The sequence below is a fragment of the Pseudomonas sp. 3A(2025) genome (genome assembly GCF_054589175.1).
In genome coordinates, this window is the sequence record NZ_BAAILM010000113.1 from 832,061 (window position 1) to 853,404 (window position 21,344).

Genomic DNA, 21,344 nt, shown 5'->3' on the forward strand with positions numbered 1-21,344 from the left:
TTTACACCGAATGTGAATGTTTCGCATTATGTCGCAGCTTTTTCGGGCGCCCTCGCCACTTCCTCCTCCTAGACGCAGGATTTCGTCATGATTCGTATGCCCCTGGCTAGCGCCAGTCTGCTGGCCATCGCTATCTCTCTCGCCGGTTGCGGCGAAGGCAAGGACAAGGCAGCCGCCCCGGCACCTGCCGCAGCCCCTGCTCCGGCTGCAGCACCTGCACCAGCGCCCGCTGCGGCAACTCCAGCACCGGCTGCCGCAGCCCCCGCAGCGGCACAGACCAACGATGCTGCCGCCAAGGCCGTGGTCGCCAACTACGCCAATATCGTGCATGCCGTATTCAGCGATGCCGAGGCTGGTGCAAAGAAACTGCAGGTCGCCATCGACGAATTTCTCGCGACACCGAACGACACCACCCTCAAGGCTGCTCGCGATGCCTGGGTTGCCGCACGCGTGCCTTACATGCAGTCCGAAGTGTTCCGTTTCGGCAACACCATCATCGACGACTGGGAAGGTCAGGTTAACGCCTGGCCGCTGGACGAAGGCCTGATCGACTACGTTGCCAAGGACTACCAGCACGCACTGGGCAACCCCGGCGCCAGCGCCAACATCATCGCCAACACCGAGATTCAGGTCGGCGAAGACAAGGTCGACGTCAAGGAAATCACCGCCGAGAAACTGGCCAGCCTCAATGAGCTGGGCGGCTCCGAAGCCAACGTTGCCACCGGCTACCACGCTGTCGAATTTCTGCTCTGGGGCCAGGACCTCAACGGTAACGGTCCAGGTGCAGGCCAGCGTCCGGCCAGCGACTACCTGGAGGGCGCCGGCGCCACCGGTGGCCACAACGAACGTCGTCGCGCGTACCTGAAAGCCGTGACCGAACTGCTGGTGAGCGACCTCGAAGAAATGGTCAACAACTGGAAGCCGGGCGTTGCCGACAACTACCGCGCCACACTGGAAGGCGAGTCCGGCGAAAACGGCCTGCGCAAGATCCTGTTCGGCATGGGCAGCCTGTCGCTGGGCGAACTGGCCGGCGAGCGCATGAAAGTCGCACTGGAAGCCAACTCCAGCGAAGACGAGCACGACTGCTTCAGCGACAACACCCACAACTCGCACTTCTACAATGGCCTGGGCATCCGCAACGTCTACCTGGGCGAATACACCCGCACCGACGGCAGTAAAGTCAGCGGCCCGAGCCTGTCGTCCCTGGTCGCCAAGGCTGACGCCGCCACCGACACCACCCTGCGCAGCGACCTGGACAACACCCAGGCCAAGCTTCAGGTGCTGGTCGACCGCGCCAACAAGGGCGAGCATTTCGACCAGTTGATCGCCGCCGGCAACACCGAAGGCAATCAGGTGGTACGCGACGCCATCGCAGCCTTGGTCAAGCAGACCGGCGCCATTGAACAGGCCGCCGGCAAACTGGGCATCACCGACCTGAACCCGGACAACGCCGATCACGAGTTCTGATCACGTCGCAAGGCGCTGCACAGAATGCCGGTCAGTTCGCTGACCGGCATTTTTTATGGCTTCTTTTCGTAAAAAGCCGCATTGCATCGTGATCCGTCTGCAAATGCTGTAGGGCTATTCCGAAACGCTGTTCAGCGTATTGTTTGTCTTACCACTCCTGTCGACTATCGCGCCTTGATCCTGTTCAAGGCGCACCTGCATGTCTGATTTCGAGTCTGGTCCCGTCGACCTGCCATGGTCCAGGCCTGCCTGGCTGCTGTTCAACGGCGTCAATGTCGAGCATCTGGCCCGAACCTTGTACCGCTGCAAATCCGGCATCGACCCGCAGCCGGTTTTTCTGCAGACACGCTTCAAGGACCTGCTGAACAAGTCGCCCATGCTGGTGGCCATCGACGGGCCTTGCGATCCGCTGTACCGGATGTTTCTCAAGCATGTCTGGCAGGACTGGGGCCTGCTGCTGTTCAGTGACGCCCCGATGCAGTCCATTCTTGATCACCTGCGCTGGCTGGTGTTCGTCGACGAACCCGGGCGCAAGCCCACTCACCTGAACCTCTCCGATCCGATGGTGGCCAACGCCCTGTTCGGACTGCATCCCCGGCACACCGACAACCGCCTGTTCGGCCCCATCGACGAGGTGCATGCCGCCGACATCATCCACGCACGCTGGCATCGCCATGTGCGTCAGGGCTTGGCGCCACCTGCACAAAAAATGCCGCTGTACGGCCTCAACCCGGCGCAACTGCAAGCCCTGGGTGAGAGCAGCCTGAATATCGTGGTCATCGAACTGGAAAAGCACATGCGTCAGTTCGTTGCCGACTACCTGCCGCACGCCAGCCTGCCCGACCGTTATCAGCGGCTGCATGCCCTCGCCTGCCAGGCCTACGAGCAAGGCTTCAACACCGAAGTGGATATCTTCCACTACGCAAACGTCAGCCACTTTCTCGATACCCGGCCCATTGATGCCGACAGCGACATTCGCCAACTGCTGAACACCCCCTCGCCACTGACCCATTCCCAGCGCATCCAGAAGGCCAACTGGCTGGTCGTTGAGCGAAGCCGCACCGGAGAAACCTCATGAGTCGCAAACAACTGTCGCCCATCGAAAAGGCCCACTGGGAGTCACGTGCCCGAAGCCACGTCGATGTAAAGGACGGCGTCAGCGCCTGCCCATTGATGGGCAAGAAAGTGCAATTGATTCCGGTGCGTTACGGCCGCGTCGAGCGCTTGCACAGCAAGCCTGACGGTGATCGCTATGCCGACCTCAAACGCCCTCTGGGACTGCGTCTGGTGCGCGATGGTTATCTGTATGTGATCGATGAAGACAGTGCAGAACTGCACGAATACCGCCTCGACAATGGCCGGCCCGTCGGCCTGCTGTGGCAGGGCACACAGGTGACTCAGGATATCCGGCTGGAACCGGGCGGCACAGCGGATCTGATTTTCTCTCGCGACAGCCTTCTGCACGTGGCCTGGTCACCGATCCAGTGGACGGCAGCCAAGTGCAACCATCTATTGAACAGTTCGCCTGACCGTTATTACTTCATGCAGCAAGTGCACCTGGCGAAAGCCGACTGCGAAAAAGGCGGCCAGCACCTGCGCGTAGAAAGCCAGATCAAGCTGCAACTGGCCGAAATCGCCGAACAGCCGGCACCGCAGAACTTCACGCCGGGCATGCTCGAACAGGAAAAGCAGGATTATCACTGGGAAGACCCGCCGCTGTTTCGCGAAGCGCACATCGGTGAGCTTAAACAGGTGCTCAACCCGCTCTACGAGAACGACCATCTCTATCTGTTACTTGAAGACAGTCTTGGGATTATCGGCGATCTGGCCGATGAGCAAGACAAGGTGGTCGAGTGGATCAGTCACTGGCGCGAAGCGCACGACAATGAACAGCGTTATGTCACCGCCAGCTATATCGACACCTTGATGACGGTGGGCGAACACACCGCGCAGCAAACAGCCGGCAGCGACTCGGCACTGCTCAAGAAAACCACGCCTGATCAACGCACGTCCATTTACGCCTGGATCAATGCGCGCAACAACTGGCGCTGGGAAACAAGCAAAGGCTACCCCGCACGTGAGCACCGCTTTGATGCTCCCGACGTACCTGTACAAACCCGTTTAGCCGAACAGGAGATGACGCAGTGCAAGTATGAAATGATCAAATCGCTGGGCGACGAACGTTACAACGAGCTGAAAAACGAAATCGAAGCGCTTGAGGACAGCAGCAAAGGCACCCTGAACGGTATTGGACTGGGCGCGCGCGGCATACATGACCTGGTCCGCCATGAAGAAATGCAAGGTTACCTGAAGCGTGAACGCGCCCACCTCAAGCGCTGGCAACAGCTTCTGGAGGAAATAACCGAAGACCGCACTCACCTGCTGTGCAGCAGCGAATTTCACCGTAGCACCTGGTACTTCGACACTGAACATGTCGAGCAAATGGAACAGGCCCTGGTAGTCGAGCAGAACTGCATGCGCGATCTGTGCCGGACAGAAGAAAGCATGAGAAAGGTCGGCGAGTTCTTTCACCAGAATCCGCACTACATCCTGCCGGTGTTTCAGGGGCGGATGGATTTTGCCTTTCTCCAGGGCAGAGCCGGTGACCTGATCAAGTGGCTGGACGACATTCGTAACTTCGCGCAGGGGCTGGTCGATGCTAATAGCCGGGTAAGTGAAATCGACCGGATCATGAATAATCATTGGTCCAGAAGTCTGAGTTTGCCGCCGCATTTGCAGGGCCTGCATCAAGCAGTGTTGGCCTGTTACATCCCTGCTATTGCCAGGGACCTGAGCGAATGGATGAGCAAGCTGCAAAGCCGGCTCGACGACAGCGACCTGAGCCGCCAGTTGAAAAGGCTCACCAGCGCTACCAATCGCGCCCACCGTCTGGGCATGCTGGTGGCTCTACAGACTGAGGGGATAGTGCTGAAGGTCGCCACTCAAGAGGGTCTTGCCGAGTTCAGGGACCGCGTCATTCATTTCAATCAATTGATCGACCGAGAGGAGCATCTGAGGAAAAAGGTCGAGAAACTGAAGAAACAGGCTCGCCAACGAGGGCTGTCCCCAGATGAGAAATTGCAGCTCAAGCACGCCCAGCATGTGGCCGCTCAGGAGTTGCTGAATACACGTAACGAGCGTGCGGCGGTTCGACGCCTTATTGAGGAGAGCATTGAGCCGACCAATACATTGCCCAAAGGCTATATCCAGATACGCCTGGAGATGAGCGATGCGCAACGCGCGGGATTGCAGGAAGAAACCCGACGGATGCAGGCCGGGATGCGGGGTGGGTATGCCACGCCGGGGGCGTATAGAGCGGCATTCAAGAGTAGCTGGGCACCGTTGTTGTTGGGAACGTTGCAGATTGTGAATTTAGGGGCGGCCTTGAAGGTTTGGCGCACGGAAGAAGATGAGGGATCGGGTTTTACCAGAGCAAGTGTGTTATTGCTTGTTGCATTAACTGGCGCTACAGCAAGCACTCTGACTGCCTATCAGCTAGCCCATATTTCCATGCTGGACAGAGCCATGCAGGAAATTCTTGTCACTCATGCTGAAACGGCGGGTGGATTAAAAGCAGTGAGGATTGGAAAACTGGGATTGGGACTGGGAGGCTCTATATCTCTATTACCTTTGCTCCTTAACATGTTCGGCGCGTGGAACAACTACTCTGAAAAATGGCGAGTATCAATAGCACAAGGTACCACCGGAGAGAAGATAGGGGCATGGATCGGACTTTCTGGAGATCTTGGCGCAGTTAGCACTTCTGCAATGATTACTAGTATGGCTGCGAAAGAGTTTATTGGCTTGCGCCGAGAGGTACGCAATGCCACCCCAGCCCTGAGAAAACTAGTTGCCAGCCAAGCGTGGGCCACTCGCGGCTCACGCTTTCTAAGCTTTTCGGCACGCTTGAATATCTGGGGACTGGCTTTCTTGGCTTTGCAAATGGCCGGTGAAGCCATTCATAACTATTACCATCTGGATGATTTGCAACGCTGGTTGTCTGGTTGCCTATGGGGCAAGCAACCACAAAATTGGAGTGAGGCCGACTCAACGCAGAAACTGGCCGAATCAACTCTGCGGCCTACCGTGATCGATCAGGGTATCGTCATGAATGCTGCCACAAATGAACCGGTTCGCAGTCTCCACTTGATTCTACCGGGGATGACTCCAGATGCTTTGGAGATCGACTCTCTGCGCTGGAAAGTGATTTGGATCTGTCTTTCTGAAAAGCTGGATGTCAGTGATTTTTTCAGACATAAATTGAGTCTGATTAATGCTTCGCCCCTGACGCTAGAACTTAAGCTTCCACCTGAATATCTGGGACATCAGGTCTATTTGGATCTATGCCTAGCAGTCAAGCCGTCGATGGCAGAAAACTTCCTGAAGTTCGATAAAGGCTATCTGAATTACCACTTCCCATTAAGCATGGACACCGTCAACAAACCGATGACAGCAATGGCGCTTGCTCCCGACACCTCAGCCGCGCTGCCAGAAATAAAAATCGCCAAGAGTTTTATTGATGATCAGCAATAAATACGGACGACCTCCAAAAGCAGGGGATATTGAAGACGAAGGCGATCAGCATGCTTTCTATTTATCCCCACTTCCGCTACCCACTGGAACCAATCCCTTTAGCTCACGCAACCCTCAACAACAGACCAATGACATCTACATGGATTTCGCATTGCGCGGCGTACCGTTTGAGTTCGCCATCAGAATAATGACGACCATAATATCAGGAATAACATTTTTGCTATTTTTGATAGAACTACTTCTAGGAGCCTACTCTAACCTGAACGTTGGACGCCCCATCCTCGAAGAATCTTATCTTTCATTTATCTCCCACTGGCTTATCCCATCCTTTCTGTTAAGTGCTTCAATGCTTTACGTCGGCCCTCTCGCTTGGCAAATATTCCTCACAACCCGCACCCCCCCCATCCGCTTTAATCGTCAACGCCGAGAAATCGCCTATGTCGCTAAACGTGGACAGCCGCCTCGAATCGCTCCTTGGGAAAGCGTGGTCGCCTGTGTCAGCACTCGTACGATCATTACGGAATATGGCAGCCAGCAATACCATGCATTGATGATCTGCCTGTGCGACTCCAAGGAAGATCCGATCGTCTCGCTGACGATCGCCAGTTATACTGCGGCCGATGCTCTAAGAGAATGGGAAGCCATTCGCTTTTATATGGAAGAAGGCCCGTACACAACTAGCACGCACTATGGTCTTAGCGAGCTGGAATTTCAGGAAGGGACGGTGGAGCATTTCCAATTGTGTCGACGCGTCTATCGCAAAGATAACGGCTACCTGATGTATCTGTTTGGCTTTGTATTGCTCCAGTGTCTTGGAGGCTGGACGTTGCCTTGCCATATCACCGCCTGGATACAGCGCCTGCCCAGAACCAGTTTTCCCAAGTCGATCCGTGAGTGGTCAAAACCTCTACCCGAAGATCAATGGCAACAACCGAGTGCCGAGCTGGTTGAGCAAAGTAAGGAGGTGCGCAAGGCACTGCGCTACGGACGTACCTTGATCGACTACTGTAAAAATCCGCCCAACCCAAACACCGAACCTAAACCTGGCTCAATCACAGCCAGACGCAAACAACGCAAACAGGCCCGTTTGAAGCTTCATGAGTGATTCGCTGACCCGCATTTTCAAGGTCAACAGGCATGGAAAATCCGCGTCACACGGTGATCTTTCTGCAATTGCTGTAGGGCTATTCTGAAACGCTGCTTAGCGTCTTGTTTGTCTTGGCATGCCTGTCGACTATCGCGCCTTGATCCTGTTCAAGGTGCACCTGCATGTCTGATTTAGAATCCGGCTCTCCCCCTCAAAACGTACCTGCTCATGAAGCAGAAGACGATGAATACAGGCATATCGTCTCTCTATCATCGCTTCCTACCGGTTTTCCGGCCTACCGGTCACCGGGGCTGACCCTGCCAAAAGACAATGACGTTTATCTGGATTTCATTCCGAAAGCGCGCGAGCCTGAAAAAGTGATCCGCCGCTGCACAGGACTGGCACTCACACTGATCATGTTATGGCTGACAGCCACTCTGTTGCTCGATATCAGCGCCACGCTTACCGAGGGCCGTCCTGCGTTTGAAACCTTGCGCCTGCGGCTATCGGACAGCGGGTTCGTTCTGCGTGGTGTCGCGTTGGCAGGCATCGCAATGGCCGGTTCAATCGCGTGGGGCATCTGGTCATGGACGCGCCCTCACCCAGTGCGCTTCAACCGCCAGCGACGAGAGATGGCCTATGTCAACGACACTGACCTACCGCCTTTTTTCATGCCCTGGGAGGAGGTCCGTGCACTTGTCAGAACAGTTGAAATCGAGACAGTGTTAGGCCCGCTGCAGATACACGTCCTGAACCTTTTCCTGTTTGCAGAAGACGATGACCAAAAAAGCATACTGCTTTCATCTCATTCAAGCCTTGAGATGGCCATAGGAGAGTGGGAGAGCATTCGGCTCTTCATGGAAAGAGGGCGGAAATTCTTGCCGGATAACAAGGTGACCCATGAGGTTCCCGCCGATGCGTTTGAACTCTTTCGCATGCAGCGGCAACTGTGCCGGGAGTTTCACGGCTACCCGCGTTATCTGCTACTTTTTGTTCTGCCCAATCTGCTCTGCGGATGGACCCTGCCCTTTCATATCGCAAAATGGATAAAGAAACTGCCCCGATCCAGTCACTCAAAAGAAATGGAAGAATGGTCGCAATCTATTCCGCTCAGGTCATGGAAAAGGGCTGATGAATGGCACCTTTACCAATCCGCTGAAATGCACGAATACTTTCAGGCCGGTGGGACGCTGATGGACTATCAACGCGAGATCCTGAAGCGGGCCCGTCTGGATGAAGACTCGTCCGAAGATGCCAATTCGTAACAACAAATTGCACCAGACCCGGCAAACGCTAATCCCTCTTATTCAAACCCTGTGGGGCTGTTAAGCTTGCTCGCCCTGATTTTTGGCTGTTTGCAGAGTGCGCATGACTGTGTCGTTACGTTCATTCCCGGCTTTGCTGCTGGCCCTGGCCCTGATTGGCTGTGAGGATGCACCGCGCTTCACCCAGGCCGAGCCGGGTGAGGCCCTGTCGGGTGGTGCGACGACGGTGCAGCGCAGCGACAAGAATGCCTTTTCTCTGCCATCGGCCAATCTGCCGCCGGCCAAGCGCGTGGATTTCAGCGTCGGCAACAGCTTTTTCCGCAATCCCTGGGTGATCGCACCGTCGACCACCACCGCACGCGACGGACTCGGGCCGTTGTTCAATACCAATGGTTGCCAGAACTGCCATATCCGCGATGGTCGAGGTCATCCGCCGGAGCCTGGCGACAGCAATGCGGTGTCGATGCTGGTCAGGCTGTCGATCCCTGATCATGCAGGTTCTGCCGAGGTCGTGCAGCGTCTGGGGGTGGTGCCTGAGCCGGTGTACGGCACGCAACTGCAGGACATGGCGGTACCGGGTGTCGCGCCGGAAGGCAAGGTGCGGGTCGAGTACGATCCGCTCACTGTGCGCTTTCGCGATGGCACCGAAGTAGAATTGCGCCAGCCCACGTTGCGCATTACCCAGCTCGGTTATGGCCCGCTGCACCCCGACACGCATATTTCGGTGCGCATCGCGCCGCCGATGATTGGCCTGGGGCTGCTTGAAGCCATACCGGAAGCGGCGATTCTGGCTAACGCCGACCCTGACAACAAGGATGGCGATGCGATTTCCGGGCGCCCCAACTGGGTCTGGGACGCTGCCCGCCAGCAGGTCGCGTTGGGGCGTTTTGGCTGGAAGGCCGGCCAGCCCAACCTTAATCAGCAAAATGCCCATGCGTTTTCCGGGGATCTGGGCCTGACCACCCGCCTGCTTCCCGCCGATGACTGTACCCCGGCCCAGACTGCCTGCCTGCAAGCCCCGAATGGCAACGGGCCGCAAGGGGAACCTGAGGTCAGTGACAATATTCTGCGCCTGGTCGAGTTCTATACCCGCAATCTTGGTGTACCGGCCCGCCGCCAGGTCGACGATCCACAGGTGCTGGCCGGCAAGAACCTGTTTTTCAAAGCCGGCTGCCAGCAATGTCATACACCACAGTTCACTACGCGTGCCGATGCGGCGGAGCCTGAACTGGCCAATCAGATCATTCGTCCCTATACCGATCTGTTATTGCATGACATGGGCGAAGGTCTGGCCGACAATCGCAGCGAATTTCAGGCCACTGGGCGCGAGTGGCGCACAGCGCCGTTGTGGGGCCTGGGTCTGACCCAGACGGTCAGCGGGCATACGCAGCTGTTGCACGATGGCCGCGCGCGCAATGTGCTTGAAGCGATTTTGTGGCATGGCGGCGAAGCCCAGGCAGCACAGCGTCAGGTGCTGGCTTTCGATGCCGAACAACGGGCAGCCTTGCTGGCCTTCCTTAATTCATTATGATTGCGTCCCTTTAACCAAGGAGCCAGAGATGTTCCGTCCCAAGCTGTTGTTCACCGGCCTCGCCGCCCTGGCCCTGGGCGCCTGTGCGCCCGCCGACCCGCAAGCGGTCACGTCTGCGGCCATCGCCAAGCAGGTGATCCTGCCAACGTATAGCCGCTGGGTCGAAGCAGACCGCCAATTGGCGGCCAGTGCATTGGCGTTCTGCCAGGGCAAGACCGACCTGCAAAGTGCCCGCGCCGATTTTCTCAAGGCACAGAAAAGCTGGGCCGAGTTGCAGCCGTTGCTGATCGGCCCACTGGCCGAGGGCAATCGTGCCTGGCAGGTGCAGTTCTGGCCCGACAAGAAAAACCTGGTCGGCCGTCAGGTCGAGCAACTGGTCACCGCCCAGCCAGCCGTAAGCGTCGAAGAGCTGACCAAGGCCAGCGTTGTGGTTCAGGGCCTGTCGGCGTACGAATACATCTTGTTCGACGCCAATATCGACATGGCCAATGCCGAGCAAAAAGCCCGTTACTGCCCGTTGCTGACGGCTATCGGCGAGCGCCAGAAGATGCTTGCCGAAGAGATTCTCAGCAGCTGGAACAGCAACGATGGCATGCTCGCGCAACTGAGCAAGTTCCCCAACCAGCGTTATGCCGACTCGCATGAGGCCATTGCCGAGCTGCTGCGCGTGCAGGTCACTGCACTGGATACGCTGAAGAAAAAACTCGGTACCCCGCTGGGCCGTCAGACCAAGGGTGTGCCGCAGCCATTCCAGGCCGACTCCTGGCGCAGCCAGGCATCGCTGAGCAGCCTGCAGGCCAGCCTGAACAGCGCCGAAACCGTCTGGGCCGGCGTGGATAACAAGGGCTTGCGCGGCTTGCTGAAAAGCGACCAGAAAGCGCTGGCCGACAAGATCGATGCCGCTTACGCGACCAGCAAGAAATTGCTGTCGGAACTCACCCCGCCGCTGGCCGATATGCTCGCCAGTGAAGCCGGTCGCCAACAGTTGAATGCCTTCTACGACAGCCTTAACGTGGTTCATCGCCTGCATGAAGGTGAACTGGCCAAGGCTCTGGGCATTCAGTTGGGCTTCAACGCCAACGACGGCGACTGATACAGAGGAAAAAGATGATGTTGCGACGTCAGGCCCTGGCCCTTGGCAGTCTGTTGCTCAGCGCCTTTACGCTGGGCGGCTGGACCTTGTTTCGGCAAAAGGGCAGCAGCCCGCTGCTGCTGTCTGCCCGCGACGATGCCGACGGCAAGCACTACGCGGTGGGCTATCGACTTGATGGCAAAGAGGTGTTCGCCACCGAAGTCCGTCTGCGCTGTCACGACATCATCAATCATCCCGACTTGCCACTGGCGGTGTTCATTGCCCGGCGTCCGGGCACTGAAAGCTACCTGATCGACCTGCGCGACGGAGGTTTGCTGCAAACCATCGTGTCACCGCCAGGCCGGCATTTTTATGGCCATGCGGTCATTCATCAAGGTGGTGAATGGCTGTACGCCACTGAAAACGATACCCGCGACCCCGGTCGTGGCGTGCTGGGTATCTACCGCTTCGTCAATGAACGACTGGTGCGTGACGGCGAGATTTCTACCCACGGCATCGGCCCGCATCAGGTGTCGTGGATGCCGGACGGCGAAACGCTGATCGTGGCCAATGGCGGCATTCGTACCGAGGCCGAGAGCCGGGTCGAGATGAACCTCGATGCGATGCAGCCCAGCCTGGTGCTGATGCAACGCGACGGCACACTGCTGAGCAAGGAAACCCTGGCACAGCAGATGAACAGCGTTCGTCACCTGGCGGTGGCCACCGACGGCACCATCGTCGCCGGCCAGCAGTTCATGGGCGATGCCCAGGAGACCGCCGAACTTTTGGCAATCAAGCGACCCGGCCAGCCGTTTCAGGCGTTTCCGGTGGCCGCCGAGCAACTGCGCGCCATGAACCATTACACCGCCAGTGTCGCGATCCACAACGACCTGCGCCTGGTCGCCCTCACCGCGCCGCGAGCCAACCGCCTGTTTATCTGGGACCTGGACAGCGGCGCGCTCAGGCTTGATGCCTCGATGCCCGACTGTGCCGGCGTGGGTGCGGTGACGGATGGGTTTGTGGTGACTTCAGGCCAGGGTCGCTGCCGCTTCTATGATTGCCGTCGGGCCGACCTGCAAGCCCGCCCACTGGATCTGCCCAGTGCATTCTGGGACAACCATCTGCATATGCACGTGGCCTAACGGCTTGGCACCGTTTGCTGTGGTGTCGCCTTGATGCGTGCCAGTACCGCATGGGCGTTGGATTCATCAGGAATGACCAATGCCTCGCGCAGGCGCTTTTCCAGGCGCGGGTCACGCGTGCACAGTGCATTTCGGGCTTCCAGGTGCTCAGCCACTTCTTGCTGGCGCTGGCGAATGCCGTCGAGCGAGTCTGCCGCAGCCTGAAGACGGACATTCGTGTCGCAATGCGTGGCTGAAGGCCTGCGCGTGCGCAACACATCGATCTGCTGCTTGAGCAAACGCAGTGTGCCTTCACCACTATCCAGCGAAGTGCGCAGTGTTTCCACGCTGCCTGCGTAAAGCTGCGAGACGCGCTGGTCTTCGGCCAGTATCAGTTCAAACCTGCCAATATGGGCAGCGACATCCAGAGCAAGGTCGTTGTGCCCAAGGGCCAGGGCTTTTTCGACATTGCCGCTCAGTTCCGCCAGCCTGCCGATCGTCTGCTCGACCTCTCTGGCGGCCAGAATATTCTTGGCCATCAGATTGGCCAGACTCGAACGGCCGATACTGACCTGCTCTTCGGCCTCACGAATCTCCTGATCGAGCAGGCGCAAAGCCTGCCGGGGCATGATGACGTCATCTGCTTCATCGGTACTGCCCCGCAAGGCGATCAATATTTTTGTCCATATCAAGCCCATGGCAATTCCCTTCTGCGTAGTCGCGAGATGAATGAAAACGAGCGATTCAGTCAGGGAAAACGATGACACAGGTATGGCTGCGGATATGCCGGAAACACGCGATCAGGAAAGTAAGAAATTTCCACGCGGCTTGAAGTTTTACTCACGCAAGAAACAGCCAGACGCAAAAAAGCCCCAGGCGTCAAACGCTCGGGGCTTGTCGGGTCACGCATGGATTCAACCTCTTTGCCGGGTTCCCTGGGTCATGCTGTACAGAAACAGCAGCAGATCGTGATCGGGCTGCACCAGCGGTTGAGGCTTGGCGACACGCGGCAAGGGACAATGGCCCTCACCGTGTACGGTACTCAGAATTTTCGTGGCGGGCTGCTCCCAGGCAGCCATTGCCACGGTTGCAGTCGCCAAGGCTGCTACAACGAATAAACCTCGAGCCATTTCTAGCTTCATTACTCCAACCCCTTGAGAGCGCTGCCAAACGCTGTCTGATAAAAGTAGATGAACTTTTCCCAGTCAAGGGTGTTGAATGACGAATGGCGCCGCAATTGCTTGATGTCATGCAGCGCAGCCCGTCGCGCAGTCAGACGCTGGCGGGCTTTTTCCAGGTCCAGCAAGGCGACATGCGCACGCGCCTGCTCGCCTTCGCCACTGACTTTTACAAATACATGCTTGATATACAGGCAGCTGTGTTGCCAGCGACCGCGGTGCATGCGTGCCAGATTATCGGCGATGGCCTGCAGCATCTGGTCATGCAGCACCTCGCCATGGCGCTCACGCCCACCAGCCGCATACCAGTCGTCAATGGGCTCGTAACCGTGCAAGGCTTCAGTCACCAGCAAGGCACGCCATTGCTGCTGCGCATCACGCTCGGCACCACAGAACACGGCTTTCGGCGCGCCGACACCCAGCCGGTGCAGACCTTGCAGAGCATCGCGCTCGCGCAGCACCGTAGGCCGCCCGAACGGGTACAACCAGCTGCGGTAGATATGGCCAGTCTGGCGCTTTACATATAAAAGCTGGCCATCGTCACGCAGCACCCGCTGCACACCGCTCTCGCCACCACGGCGCAGATTGGGCGGCTCGACCCATTCACCGTGCATAGCCCAGTAATGGTCGAATTCGCTCTCAGACTCTGTCAGTACTGCTTGTCCCATGGTGTACACCTGTCCTGATTACTGCTTGCGCAACAAATAAACTCTCCACATTGCGTACAGTGGGAGGAAATCCATGCGCTGCTGAATACGAAAACCAGCCTGTTCAAACTCGGCCTCGACCGTAGCGGCTGGTAACACAAAGCGATTCTGGTAACTGTCCTCCCCATCGGCCTGCTCGCCGGAACGCTTGCGATCACGCTCCAGACGCTTGCGTTTCCAGGCTTTGAAGTTGCCATCTACCCATAACGAAACGATGACGCTGTCACGGGTCACTCGCTGAAACTCCCGTAACAGAGCGACACGATGCTCGGCTTGACCAATATGGTGCATCAAGCGCATGCAAAAGATGCTGTCCACGGCATTGTCGGGCAAATCGATCGCAAAAGCAGATGTTTGCAAAGGTTGTACCCGTTGCACGATTTCAGCAGGTTGCGACGAGCACGCCGTTCTGAGCATGTCGGCCGAATTGTCGGCGCCGATGATCAAACGGTTGGGCTTTTCCGCCAAAAGCGGCCAGAAACGCCCTGCCCCACAGGGCAAGTCCAGCACCAGCCCGGGATCACCGGCCAGACGCAGAGCCTTGCGGGCCAGTTGTTCATCACGGCGATGGGACAACTGACGCCACAATCCGTTCTGGTGTTTGCGCAAATATTGCTGGGCGTGATCGTTGTCGTATTTGCTGGAAAACTCAAGTTCGATGCGGTCGTTCATGTCAGCGATTCCCGATTCAGATGCCGGCCACAATAAGTAGCCGGGCGTCATCTTCAGGTCATGCATATGTGAAAAAAACGTACATCAGGAAACATGAATGTTTCTAGAAATTACAAGAAGTTACGATTGTTTCAGCAGTATTCCTGACATGTACGACACTTTCTCGACGCCGATACATTCCAGCCTCTATACCACTCAGGAACCGGTAACTTCAAGGCTGACCCGGAACCTGCAACCATGCGGTTCCATGGGCGTCAGGCTCACGGTCCAGCCCTGATTGGCACAAATACGCTGCACCAGCGACAGCCCAAGACCCAGCCCTTCACCGCGCTGTTCGTTGCCACGTACAAACGGCTCGAACATGGCCTCGCGCTTTTCTTCAGGAATGCCCACACCGCTGTCTTCGACCATAAAACCCTGTTCATGCAAGGTCAGGGCAATAAAGCCGTTGTCGGTGTAATGCAGCGCATTGCGCAGCAGGTTGCCCATGACGGCGAGCAAAAACGTGGCGTTGTAACTGATGTCCGGCGAGGGATCGTTTTCGCACGGGGTGTAGATCAGTTGCAGCCCCTTGCTTTCGATAGGCCCACGCCATTGGGCGATCAGCTGCTCGGCGGCGCTGTTGAGGGTCGCCTTGGGGGTCATGGTCGGGTCTTCGCGCTGGGTACGGGCGAGCATCAGGAAGGTCTGCACCAGGTCGCGCATTTCTTCGCAGGCCCGCGCAATGCGTTCGACCTGACGCCGCGCGCGCTGGTCCAGCGCCGGGTTTTCCAGCAGCAGTTCGCACGAACTGGCCAGCACCATCAACGGCGTGCGCAGCTCGTGGCTGACATCGCTGGTGAACATTCGCTCGCGGCTCAGCGCCTGACGCAAACGCCCCAGCGTGGCATCGAAGGCCACTGCCAGCTCGCCGACTTCATCGGCGGCGTAATCTGGCGCCAGCGGCGGTGCCAGGCCCAGCAACTGGTCGCGGTGCCGCACCTGACGAGCCAGGCGTGACACCGGGGCAATCACGCGCCGCGCCAGCACCCAGCCGAGAAATACGGCCAGCGCCAGGGCCATGACAAAACCGACCAGCACGACGGCGAACAGCACCCGCTCACGCTCTTCGAAATCGCTCTGGTCCTGCAACAGCGCATAGTGGCGGCCTTCGACCACCTCGATCATGGCGTGATACGACAGTGGCCCGCGAAACACCTCGTGAAAGCCGGGTTCCAGATGACGCAGGTCCTGGGGCAAGTCGAAATCGCCAGGACCGTTGCTGAAGTAGAACAACTGGTCCTGCTTGGGTCTGTGGCTCCAGTCACTGACGCTGTCGGCCAGCAGCAAGCGGTTGAGGTCACCGCCAAGGCCTGCCGAAATCAGCTTTTCTTCGACCAGGTGAACCGTGGAAATAATGCCCACGGCAAAGGATCCGGCCACCAGTGCGCTCATCAGGGCAAAGGCGATGATGATCCGTTGGGCAAGGCTCTGTTTAAACTCCATCCCGGCCCTCGGCCAAACGATAGCCCACGCCATGCACGGTGTGCAGCAAGGCTTTGGAAAATGGCTTGTCGATCACCTGACGCAACTGGTGCACATGGCTGCGCAGGCTGTCGCTGTCCGGGCAGTCGTCGCCCCACAGCGCTTCTTCGAGAATTTCACGACGCAATACATGCGGGCTTTTCTGCATCAGCACGGCCAGCAGCTTGAGGCCGACCGGGTTGAGCTTGAGCAAGCGCCCCTCGCGGGTAACCTCAAGGGTATCGAGGTCATAGATCAGATCGGCGACCTGCAAGGTGCGCCGCCCGCCCCCCTGCGCACGGCGCAGCACCGCTTCGATGCGGGCGGCCAGCTCCGAAAGGGCAAACGGCTTGAGCAGATAGTCATCGGCGCCCGAGCGAAAGCCTTGCAGGCGATCATCGAGCTGGTCGCGGGCGGTCAGCATGATGACCGGCGTGTCGCGTCGGGCATCCTCACGCAAGCGTTTGCACAGGGTGTAGCCGTCGATACCCGGCAGCATGATGTCGAGCACGATCAGGTCGTAATGTTCGGTGGCTGCCAGGTGCAGGCCCGAGAGGCCATCCTGGGCGCAATCGACGGTATATCCCTTCATCCCCAGATAATCGGCCAGATTGGCCAGAATATCGCGGTTGTCTTCAACCAGAAGGATTCGCATGGGGCTCTCCGCAACAGTTAGGGCTGGCGCAGCTTAGGGGCTGATGGCGTTACAGCGCAAGCCGCGTTAACACCCTGAAAATGGAAGAACCCCGCACAGGGCGGGGTTCTTCAGGTGACGCTAAAGGGTGAAGCAGGCTTACATCATGCCGCCCATGCCACCCATGCCGCCCATGTCAGGCATGCCGCCGCCGGCTGGCTTGTCTTCCGGGATGTCGGCGATCATCGCTTCGGTGGTGATCATCAGGCTGGCGATCGAAGATGCCGCCTGCAGAGCCGAGCGAGTCACTTTGGCCGGGTCCAGGATGCCCAGGTCGATCATGTCGCCGTACTCGCCGGTCGCAGCGTTGTAACCGAAGTTACCCGAACCTTGCTTGACCTTGTCGACCACAACGCTTGGCTCGTCGCCGGAGTTGGCAACGATCTGACGCAGTGGTGCTTCAACAGCACGACGCAGCAGAGCGATACCCACGTCCTGATCGGCGTTGTCGCCTTTCAGGCCTTCGATAGCCTGCAGCGAGCGAACCAGCGCCACGCCACCGCCAGGTACCACGCCTTCTTCGACGGCTGCACGGGTAGCGTGCAGGGCGTCTTCAACGCGGGCTTTCTTCTCTTTCATTTCGACTTCGGAGCCGGCGCCGACCTTGATCACGGCAACACCGCCGGACAGTTTGGCCAGACGCTCTTGCAGCTTCTCTTTGTCGTAGTCGGAGCTGGTGTCACCGATTTGCTGACGGATCTGAGCGATACGCGAGTCGATGTCACCTTTAACGCCAGCACCGTCGATGATGGTGGTGTTTTCTTTGTTCAGCACGACGCGCTTGGCGTTACCCAGGTGCTCCAGGGTAGTGCTTTCCAGGCTCAGACCGATCTCTTCGGAGATCACGGTACCGCCGGTCAGGACAGCGATGTCCTGCAGCATGGCCTTGCGACGGTCGCCGAAACCTGGTGCCTTGACGGCAGCCACTTTAACGATACCGCGCATGTTGTTCACAACCAGAGTCGCCAGGGCTTCGCCTTCGACGTCTTCGGCAACGATCAGCAGCGGACGGCCGGCTTTGGCAACGGCTTCCAGCACTGGCAGCATTTCGCGGATGTTGGAGATCTTTTTATCGACCAGCAGCAGCAGCGGGCTGTCCAGCTCGGCCACCATGGTGTCCGGCTTGTTGATGAAGTACGGGGACAGGTAGCCACGGTCGAACTGCATGCCTTCAACGACCGACAGTTCGTTTTCCAGGCCAGTGCCTTCTTCAACGGTGATAACGCCGTCTTTGGTCACTTTTTCCATGGCTTCGGCAATGATGTCGCCGATGGAATTGTCGGAGTTGGCCGAGATGGTGCCAACCTGGGCAATTGCCTTGGTGTCGGTGCATGGCTTGGACAGCTTTTTCAGCTCGGCAACGATGGCGATGGTCGCCTTGTCGATACCGCGCTTCAGATCCATCGGGTTCATGCCGGCAGCGACGGCTTTCAGGCCTTCGTTGACGATGGCTTGAGCCAGAACGGTTGCAGTGGTGGTACCGTCACCGGCGTCGTCGTTGGCACGGGAAGCAACGTCTTTGACCAGCTGCGCGCCCATGTTTTCGAAACGGTCTTTGAGTTCGATTTCTTTGGCAACCGAAACACCGTCTTTGGTGATCAGAGGAGCACCGAAGCTCTTCTCGATGATCACGTTACGGCCTTTAGGGCCCAGGGTCGCTTTTACCGCGTCAGCCAGGACGTTGACGCCTGCGAGCATTTTCTTGCGGCCGGCATCGCCGAACTTAACTTCTTTAGCAGCCATGATCGTTATTCCTTAAATACTTTGTAGTAGATGGAAAATGAGCGCGAAGGACTCAGCCTTCGATGACGGCAAGAATCTCGTTCTCGCTCATCACCAGCAGGTCTTCGCCGTCTACTTTCACGGTGTTGCTGCCGGAGTAAGGGCCAAATACCACTTTGTCACCCACTTTCACGGCCAGCGCGCGAACTTCACCGTTGTCCAGAACACGGCCAGTACCGACAGCGACGATTTCGCCACGGTTTGGCTTTTCAGCAGCCGAACCTGGCAGCACGATACCGCCGGCGGTTTTTGTTTCTTCTTCGCTGCGACGGATTACGACGCGGTCATGCAGAGGACGAAGCTTCATTGTCGATCTCCTGATTTTGTTGATTACGTCCGGTGATGGCACCGGCGAGTTGTTTAATCCGGTCTGGCCGGGTACGGCTCGACGTGCGAGCCGCAGAATACGGTCTGACGTTCAGTCAGAAACCTTTCGGTGACCCATACATAAGGGCACCCAAGGTGATTACAAGTGCAGCGCTTGAAAATTTTTACATCAAGCTGAAATACACACGGCACCCGAAGGTGCCGTGGGTCACGCAAACACAGGTCATTTATCGCGATGTTCGAACTCGCCTTCGATCACATCGGGCTGGCGGGTCGGCGCATGAATCGCGCTCGGGCGATCGGTGCCGGGCTGTTGCGGGGCATGCTGATACGCCTGCAGGTCATCGGCAAACGCACGCTGGCGCATGGCCTGGTCCTCAGCACGTTTGCGCAGCTTGTCGATCAGCAGGCGGCGGGTGAACGGCAACAGGCAGATGACAGCCAGAATATCGCTGAGGAAACCCGGCAACAGCAGCAGGCCGCCCCCCACCGCCATCATCAGACCTTCAAGCATCTGCTGGGCGGGCAACTGACCACGCGCCAGGCTTTCACGAGCGCTCAAGGCGGTAGCAATGCCAGCTACGCGCATGATGAACAGGCCGAGCATCGAGGTCGCCAGCACCAGCAGGAACGTCCACAGGAAGCCGATGGACATACCGACCTTGACCAGGATGAACAGCTCAAGCACGGGAAACAGTAGAAAAAGCAGCAGAAAAACACGCATCAAATCTATTCCTCTACGGAAGAACGTCTTCCAATAGACCCTATTTGCAGCCGGAAAGTCGTTAAATCAAGCCCCGGCTGTCTCAGGAGTCGGCCATTGCGAGGCGCGAGCCAGATAAACCAAGGCTTCGCGAACCTGTATCGGAGTGTTGCAGGTTTGCGCAAACGGCAACCAGAACAATGCCTGTCCGATACGCAAATGCAGGCCTTCGCTGTCGACGCCGACCATCTGCGCAGGCTCGGTCTGCGGCAGCCCCGCCAGTTGCACATAATGGGCAATGGCCTGGGCGTGATCCTGATTCATGTGCTCGACCATGCCGGTTTCGCTGGCTCCGACAAACGGATTGGCCAGGGCGACATCATCCAGCCAGTGAATCGCGCCAAAGCCACCGATGTAGCGGTAACGCACCGGGGTCAGCACCCAGAAATCGAAATCATGGGCACTGTGATAGTTCTGCGACTCGGGAAAATAGCGGTAGTAACGGCGGGCAGCCGCCTCGATGCTTTCGGGGTCGGTGAGCTTGTGCCCTTCGGCCATCAGCGTGATACGCCCTACCGCCTGGACATTGGCGGCCTCACGCTCGCCGACCAGCAGCGAGCATTTGGGGTCTTGCAACAGGTTATGGGTGTGCTGGGCGATACGGCTGATCAGGATCAGCGGCCGGCCCTGGCCGTCGAGGCAATAAGGCACTACCGAGCCGAACGGAAAGCCCGGCATCGATTTGGAGTGCGTCGACAAGACGCCGCGGTATTCGCGCAGCAGAAGCTCGCGGGCCGATCGAGAGGCTTTCACGCTCATAATGTTTCCTTTTATGGTTTTGTTGCAGACCAACGCTTGCAGGTCGACTGCTATAACTATGAGTCAGCGGCATGCCCGACATGCCATCACTATGACTTGTTCGATGGGCGTGCACATGGAATTGAAAGGCAAGTTAATCATTATTACCGGCGGATGCCAGGGCCTGGGCCTGGCGATGGCTCGTCACCTGGCGTCTCGCGGCGCCAACCTGGCGTTGCTGGACCTCGACCAGGGCAAACTCGATGCTGCGGTGGCAGACCTTACCGCGCTGGGCGTCGAGGCCCGCGCCTACTTGTGCAACGTGGCGGATGAAGCGCAGGTGGTCTACACGGTAGCGCGGATTGCCGCCGACAGCGGCGCCATTCACGGGCTGATCAATAACGCCGGTATCCTGCGCGACGGCCTGCTGGTCAAGGTCAAGGACGGGCAGATCAGCACCATGAGCCTGGCCCAGTGGCAGTCGGTGATCGATGTCAACCTGACCGGGGTGTTCCTGTGCACACGTGAAGTGGTGGCGAAAATGGTCGAGCAGAAGAGTCAGGGCGCGATCATCAATATTTCGTCGATCTCGCGGGCCGGCAATATCGGCCAGACCAACTACTCGGCGTCAAAGGCGGGGGTAGTGGCTGCGACCGTGACCTGGGCAAGGGAGGTGGCGCGTTATGGCATTCGCGTAGCGGCGGTTGCACCGGGGTTCATCGAAACGGAAATGACCGCCAGCATGAAACCCGAGGCACTGGAGAAGATGACCTCGGCCATCCCGCTCAAACGCATGGGCACTCCCGAGGAGATTGCCCATGCAGTGGCGTTCATTCTGGAAAACGACTATTTCAGCGGCCGGGTGCTGGAGCTCGATGGTGCCATGCGGATTTGAACGCAGCGA

Annotated in this window: 19 protein-coding genes; 9 read left to right on the top strand and 10 right to left on the bottom strand. The window is 58.0% G+C overall.

Annotated features, from left to right (window positions below):
- Positions 1 to 87 precede the first annotated feature (87 nt).
- From ACYP2A_RS30450 to ACYP2A_RS30485, 8 genes are all read left to right on the top strand, one after another.
- Positions 88 to 1,467 (top strand): imelysin family protein, encoded by a 1,380-nt coding sequence (locus tag ACYP2A_RS30450; RefSeq protein ID WP_459749629.1) that lies wholly within the window; start codon positions 88 to 90, stop codon positions 1,465 to 1,467.
- A gap of 199 nt (positions 1,468 to 1,666) precedes the next feature.
- Positions 1,667 to 2,545 (top strand): DUF4123 domain-containing protein, encoded by an 879-nt coding sequence (locus ACYP2A_RS30455; protein ID WP_459749630.1) that lies wholly within the window; start codon positions 1,667 to 1,669, stop codon positions 2,543 to 2,545.
- The gene (locus tag ACYP2A_RS30460; RefSeq protein ID WP_459749631.1) at positions 2,542 to 6,000 is read left to right on the top strand and encodes a toxin VasX; all 3,459 of its coding nucleotides are present in this window, start codon (positions 2,542 to 2,544) and stop codon (positions 5,998 to 6,000) included. Before ACYP2A_RS30455 ends, ACYP2A_RS30460 begins: the two co-directional genes overlap by 4 nt.
- Positions 5,987 to 7,105: a DUF6708 domain-containing protein gene (locus ACYP2A_RS30465; protein ID WP_459749632.1), complete on the top strand. Its 1,119-nt coding sequence runs from the start codon at positions 5,987 to 5,989 to the stop codon at positions 7,103 to 7,105. The genes ACYP2A_RS30460 and ACYP2A_RS30465 overlap by 14 nt, the downstream gene beginning before the upstream one ends.
- A 164-nt stretch (positions 7,106 to 7,269) precedes the next feature.
- A complete protein-coding gene (locus ACYP2A_RS30470; RefSeq protein ID WP_459749633.1) occupies positions 7,270 to 8,352 on the top strand; it encodes a hypothetical protein in 1,083 nt (360 codons plus the stop codon).
- 103 nt (positions 8,353 to 8,455) lie between these two features.
- A complete protein-coding gene (locus ACYP2A_RS30475; protein ID WP_459749634.1) occupies positions 8,456 to 9,883 on the top strand; it encodes a di-heme oxidoreductase family protein in 1,428 nt (475 codons plus the stop codon).
- Positions 9,884 to 9,911: 28 nt separating this feature from the next.
- Complete coding sequence (locus ACYP2A_RS30480; RefSeq protein WP_459749635.1) at positions 9,912 to 10,976, top strand: imelysin family protein; 1,065 nt, start codon at positions 9,912 to 9,914, stop codon at positions 10,974 to 10,976.
- Positions 10,977 to 10,993: 17 nt separating this feature from the next.
- On the top strand, positions 10,994 to 12,097 hold the full coding sequence (locus ACYP2A_RS30485; RefSeq protein WP_459749636.1) for a DUF1513 domain-containing protein: 1,104 nt from the start codon (positions 10,994 to 10,996) through the stop codon (positions 12,095 to 12,097).
- Here the strand turns inward: ACYP2A_RS30485 and ACYP2A_RS30490 are convergent.
- From ACYP2A_RS30490 to ACYP2A_RS30535, 10 genes are all read right to left on the bottom strand, one after another.
- Positions 12,094 to 12,774, bottom strand: a complete 681-nt coding sequence (locus ACYP2A_RS30490) for a PspA/IM30 family protein (protein WP_459749637.1) — start codon at positions 12,772 to 12,774, stop codon at positions 12,094 to 12,096. The genes ACYP2A_RS30485 and ACYP2A_RS30490 overlap by 4 nt on opposite strands.
- 216 nt (positions 12,775 to 12,990) lie before the next feature.
- A complete protein-coding gene (locus ACYP2A_RS30495; protein ID WP_459749638.1) occupies positions 12,991 to 13,218 on the bottom strand; it encodes a hypothetical protein in 228 nt (75 codons plus the stop codon).
- Positions 13,218 to 13,922 carry a lipopolysaccharide kinase InaA family protein gene (locus tag ACYP2A_RS30500; protein ID WP_459749639.1) on the bottom strand — a complete coding sequence of 235 codons (705 nt, stop codon included), beginning with the start codon at positions 13,920 to 13,922 and terminating at the stop codon, positions 13,218 to 13,220. Before ACYP2A_RS30500 ends, ACYP2A_RS30495 begins: the two co-directional genes overlap by 1 nt.
- A gap of 18 nt (positions 13,923 to 13,940) precedes the next feature.
- Entirely contained in the window at positions 13,941 to 14,633 is a 693-nt protein-coding gene (locus ACYP2A_RS30505; protein ID WP_459749640.1) for a class I SAM-dependent methyltransferase, read from the bottom strand.
- A 195-nt stretch (positions 14,634 to 14,828) separates the two neighbouring features.
- Positions 14,829 to 16,118: a sensor histidine kinase gene (locus ACYP2A_RS30510; RefSeq protein ID WP_459749641.1), complete on the bottom strand. Its 1,290-nt coding sequence runs from the start codon at positions 16,116 to 16,118 to the stop codon at positions 14,829 to 14,831.
- On the bottom strand, positions 16,108 to 16,791 hold the full coding sequence (colR, locus tag ACYP2A_RS30515; protein WP_459749642.1) for a two-component system response regulator ColR: 684 nt from the start codon (positions 16,789 to 16,791) through the stop codon (positions 16,108 to 16,110). Before colR ends, ACYP2A_RS30510 begins: the two co-directional genes overlap by 11 nt.
- Positions 16,792 to 16,929: 138 nt before the next feature.
- Positions 16,930 to 18,573 (bottom strand): chaperonin GroEL, encoded by a 1,644-nt coding sequence (gene groL / locus ACYP2A_RS30520; RefSeq protein WP_459749643.1) that lies wholly within the window; start codon positions 18,571 to 18,573, stop codon positions 16,930 to 16,932.
- Between the two features lie 52 nt (positions 18,574 to 18,625).
- Entirely contained in the window at positions 18,626 to 18,919 is a 294-nt protein-coding gene (locus tag ACYP2A_RS30525; protein WP_004881479.1) for a co-chaperone GroES, read from the bottom strand.
- A gap of 243 nt (positions 18,920 to 19,162) precedes the next feature.
- Positions 19,163 to 19,663 (bottom strand): FxsA family protein, encoded by a 501-nt coding sequence (locus tag ACYP2A_RS30530; RefSeq protein ID WP_459749644.1) that lies wholly within the window; start codon positions 19,661 to 19,663, stop codon positions 19,163 to 19,165.
- A 66-nt stretch (positions 19,664 to 19,729) separates the two neighbouring features.
- Positions 19,730 to 20,461: a HugZ family pyridoxamine 5'-phosphate oxidase gene (locus ACYP2A_RS30535; RefSeq protein WP_459749645.1), complete on the bottom strand. Its 732-nt coding sequence runs from the start codon at positions 20,459 to 20,461 to the stop codon at positions 19,730 to 19,732.
- Between the two features lie 115 nt (positions 20,462 to 20,576).
- Between ACYP2A_RS30535 and ACYP2A_RS30540 the strand changes: the two genes are divergently transcribed.
- Positions 20,577 to 21,335 carry an SDR family oxidoreductase gene (locus ACYP2A_RS30540; protein WP_459749646.1) on the top strand — a complete coding sequence of 253 codons (759 nt, stop codon included), beginning with the start codon at positions 20,577 to 20,579 and terminating at the stop codon, positions 21,333 to 21,335.
- Positions 21,336 to 21,344 lie beyond the last annotated feature (9 nt).

Bases quoted from the DNA above. Each gene is read 5' to 3' on its own strand.
- ACYP2A_RS30450 (WP_459749629.1), top strand. From the start codon at position 88: ATGATTCGTATGCCCCTGGCTAGCGCCAGTCTGCTGGCCATCGCTATC.
- ACYP2A_RS30455 (WP_459749630.1), top strand. From the start codon at position 1,667: ATGTCTGATTTCGAGTCTGGTCCCGTCGACCTGCCATGGTCCAGGCCT.
- ACYP2A_RS30460 (WP_459749631.1), top strand. From the start codon at position 2,542: ATGAGTCGCAAACAACTGTCGCCCATCGAAAAGGCCCACTGGGAGTCA.
- ACYP2A_RS30465 (WP_459749632.1), top strand. From the start codon at position 5,987: ATGATCAGCAATAAATACGGACGACCTCCAAAAGCAGGGGATATTGAA.
- ACYP2A_RS30470 (WP_459749633.1), top strand. From the start codon at position 7,270: ATGTCTGATTTAGAATCCGGCTCTCCCCCTCAAAACGTACCTGCTCAT.
- ACYP2A_RS30475 (WP_459749634.1), top strand. From the start codon at position 8,456: ATGACTGTGTCGTTACGTTCATTCCCGGCTTTGCTGCTGGCCCTGGCC.
- ACYP2A_RS30480 (WP_459749635.1), top strand. From the start codon at position 9,912: ATGTTCCGTCCCAAGCTGTTGTTCACCGGCCTCGCCGCCCTGGCCCTG.
- ACYP2A_RS30485 (WP_459749636.1), top strand. From the start codon at position 10,994: ATGTTGCGACGTCAGGCCCTGGCCCTTGGCAGTCTGTTGCTCAGCGCC.
- ACYP2A_RS30490 (WP_459749637.1), bottom strand. From the start codon at position 12,774: ATGGGCTTGATATGGACAAAAATATTGATCGCCTTGCGGGGCAGTACC.
- ACYP2A_RS30495 (WP_459749638.1), bottom strand. From the start codon at position 13,218: ATGAAGCTAGAAATGGCTCGAGGTTTATTCGTTGTAGCAGCCTTGGCG.
- ACYP2A_RS30500 (WP_459749639.1), bottom strand. From the start codon at position 13,922: ATGGGACAAGCAGTACTGACAGAGTCTGAGAGCGAATTCGACCATTAC.
- ACYP2A_RS30505 (WP_459749640.1), bottom strand. From the start codon at position 14,633: ATGAACGACCGCATCGAACTTGAGTTTTCCAGCAAATACGACAACGAT.
- ACYP2A_RS30510 (WP_459749641.1), bottom strand. From the start codon at position 16,118: ATGGAGTTTAAACAGAGCCTTGCCCAACGGATCATCATCGCCTTTGCC.
- colR (WP_459749642.1), bottom strand. From the start codon at position 16,791: ATGCGAATCCTTCTGGTTGAAGACAACCGCGATATTCTGGCCAATCTG.
- groL (WP_459749643.1), bottom strand. From the start codon at position 18,573: ATGGCTGCTAAAGAAGTTAAGTTCGGCGATGCCGGCCGCAAGAAAATG.
- ACYP2A_RS30525 (WP_004881479.1), bottom strand. From the start codon at position 18,919: ATGAAGCTTCGTCCTCTGCATGACCGCGTCGTAATCCGTCGCAGCGAA.
- ACYP2A_RS30530 (WP_459749644.1), bottom strand. From the start codon at position 19,663: ATGCGTGTTTTTCTGCTGCTTTTTCTACTGTTTCCCGTGCTTGAGCTG.
- ACYP2A_RS30535 (WP_459749645.1), bottom strand. From the start codon at position 20,461: ATGAGCGTGAAAGCCTCTCGATCGGCCCGCGAGCTTCTGCTGCGCGAA.
- ACYP2A_RS30540 (WP_459749646.1), top strand. From the start codon at position 20,577: ATGGAATTGAAAGGCAAGTTAATCATTATTACCGGCGGATGCCAGGGC.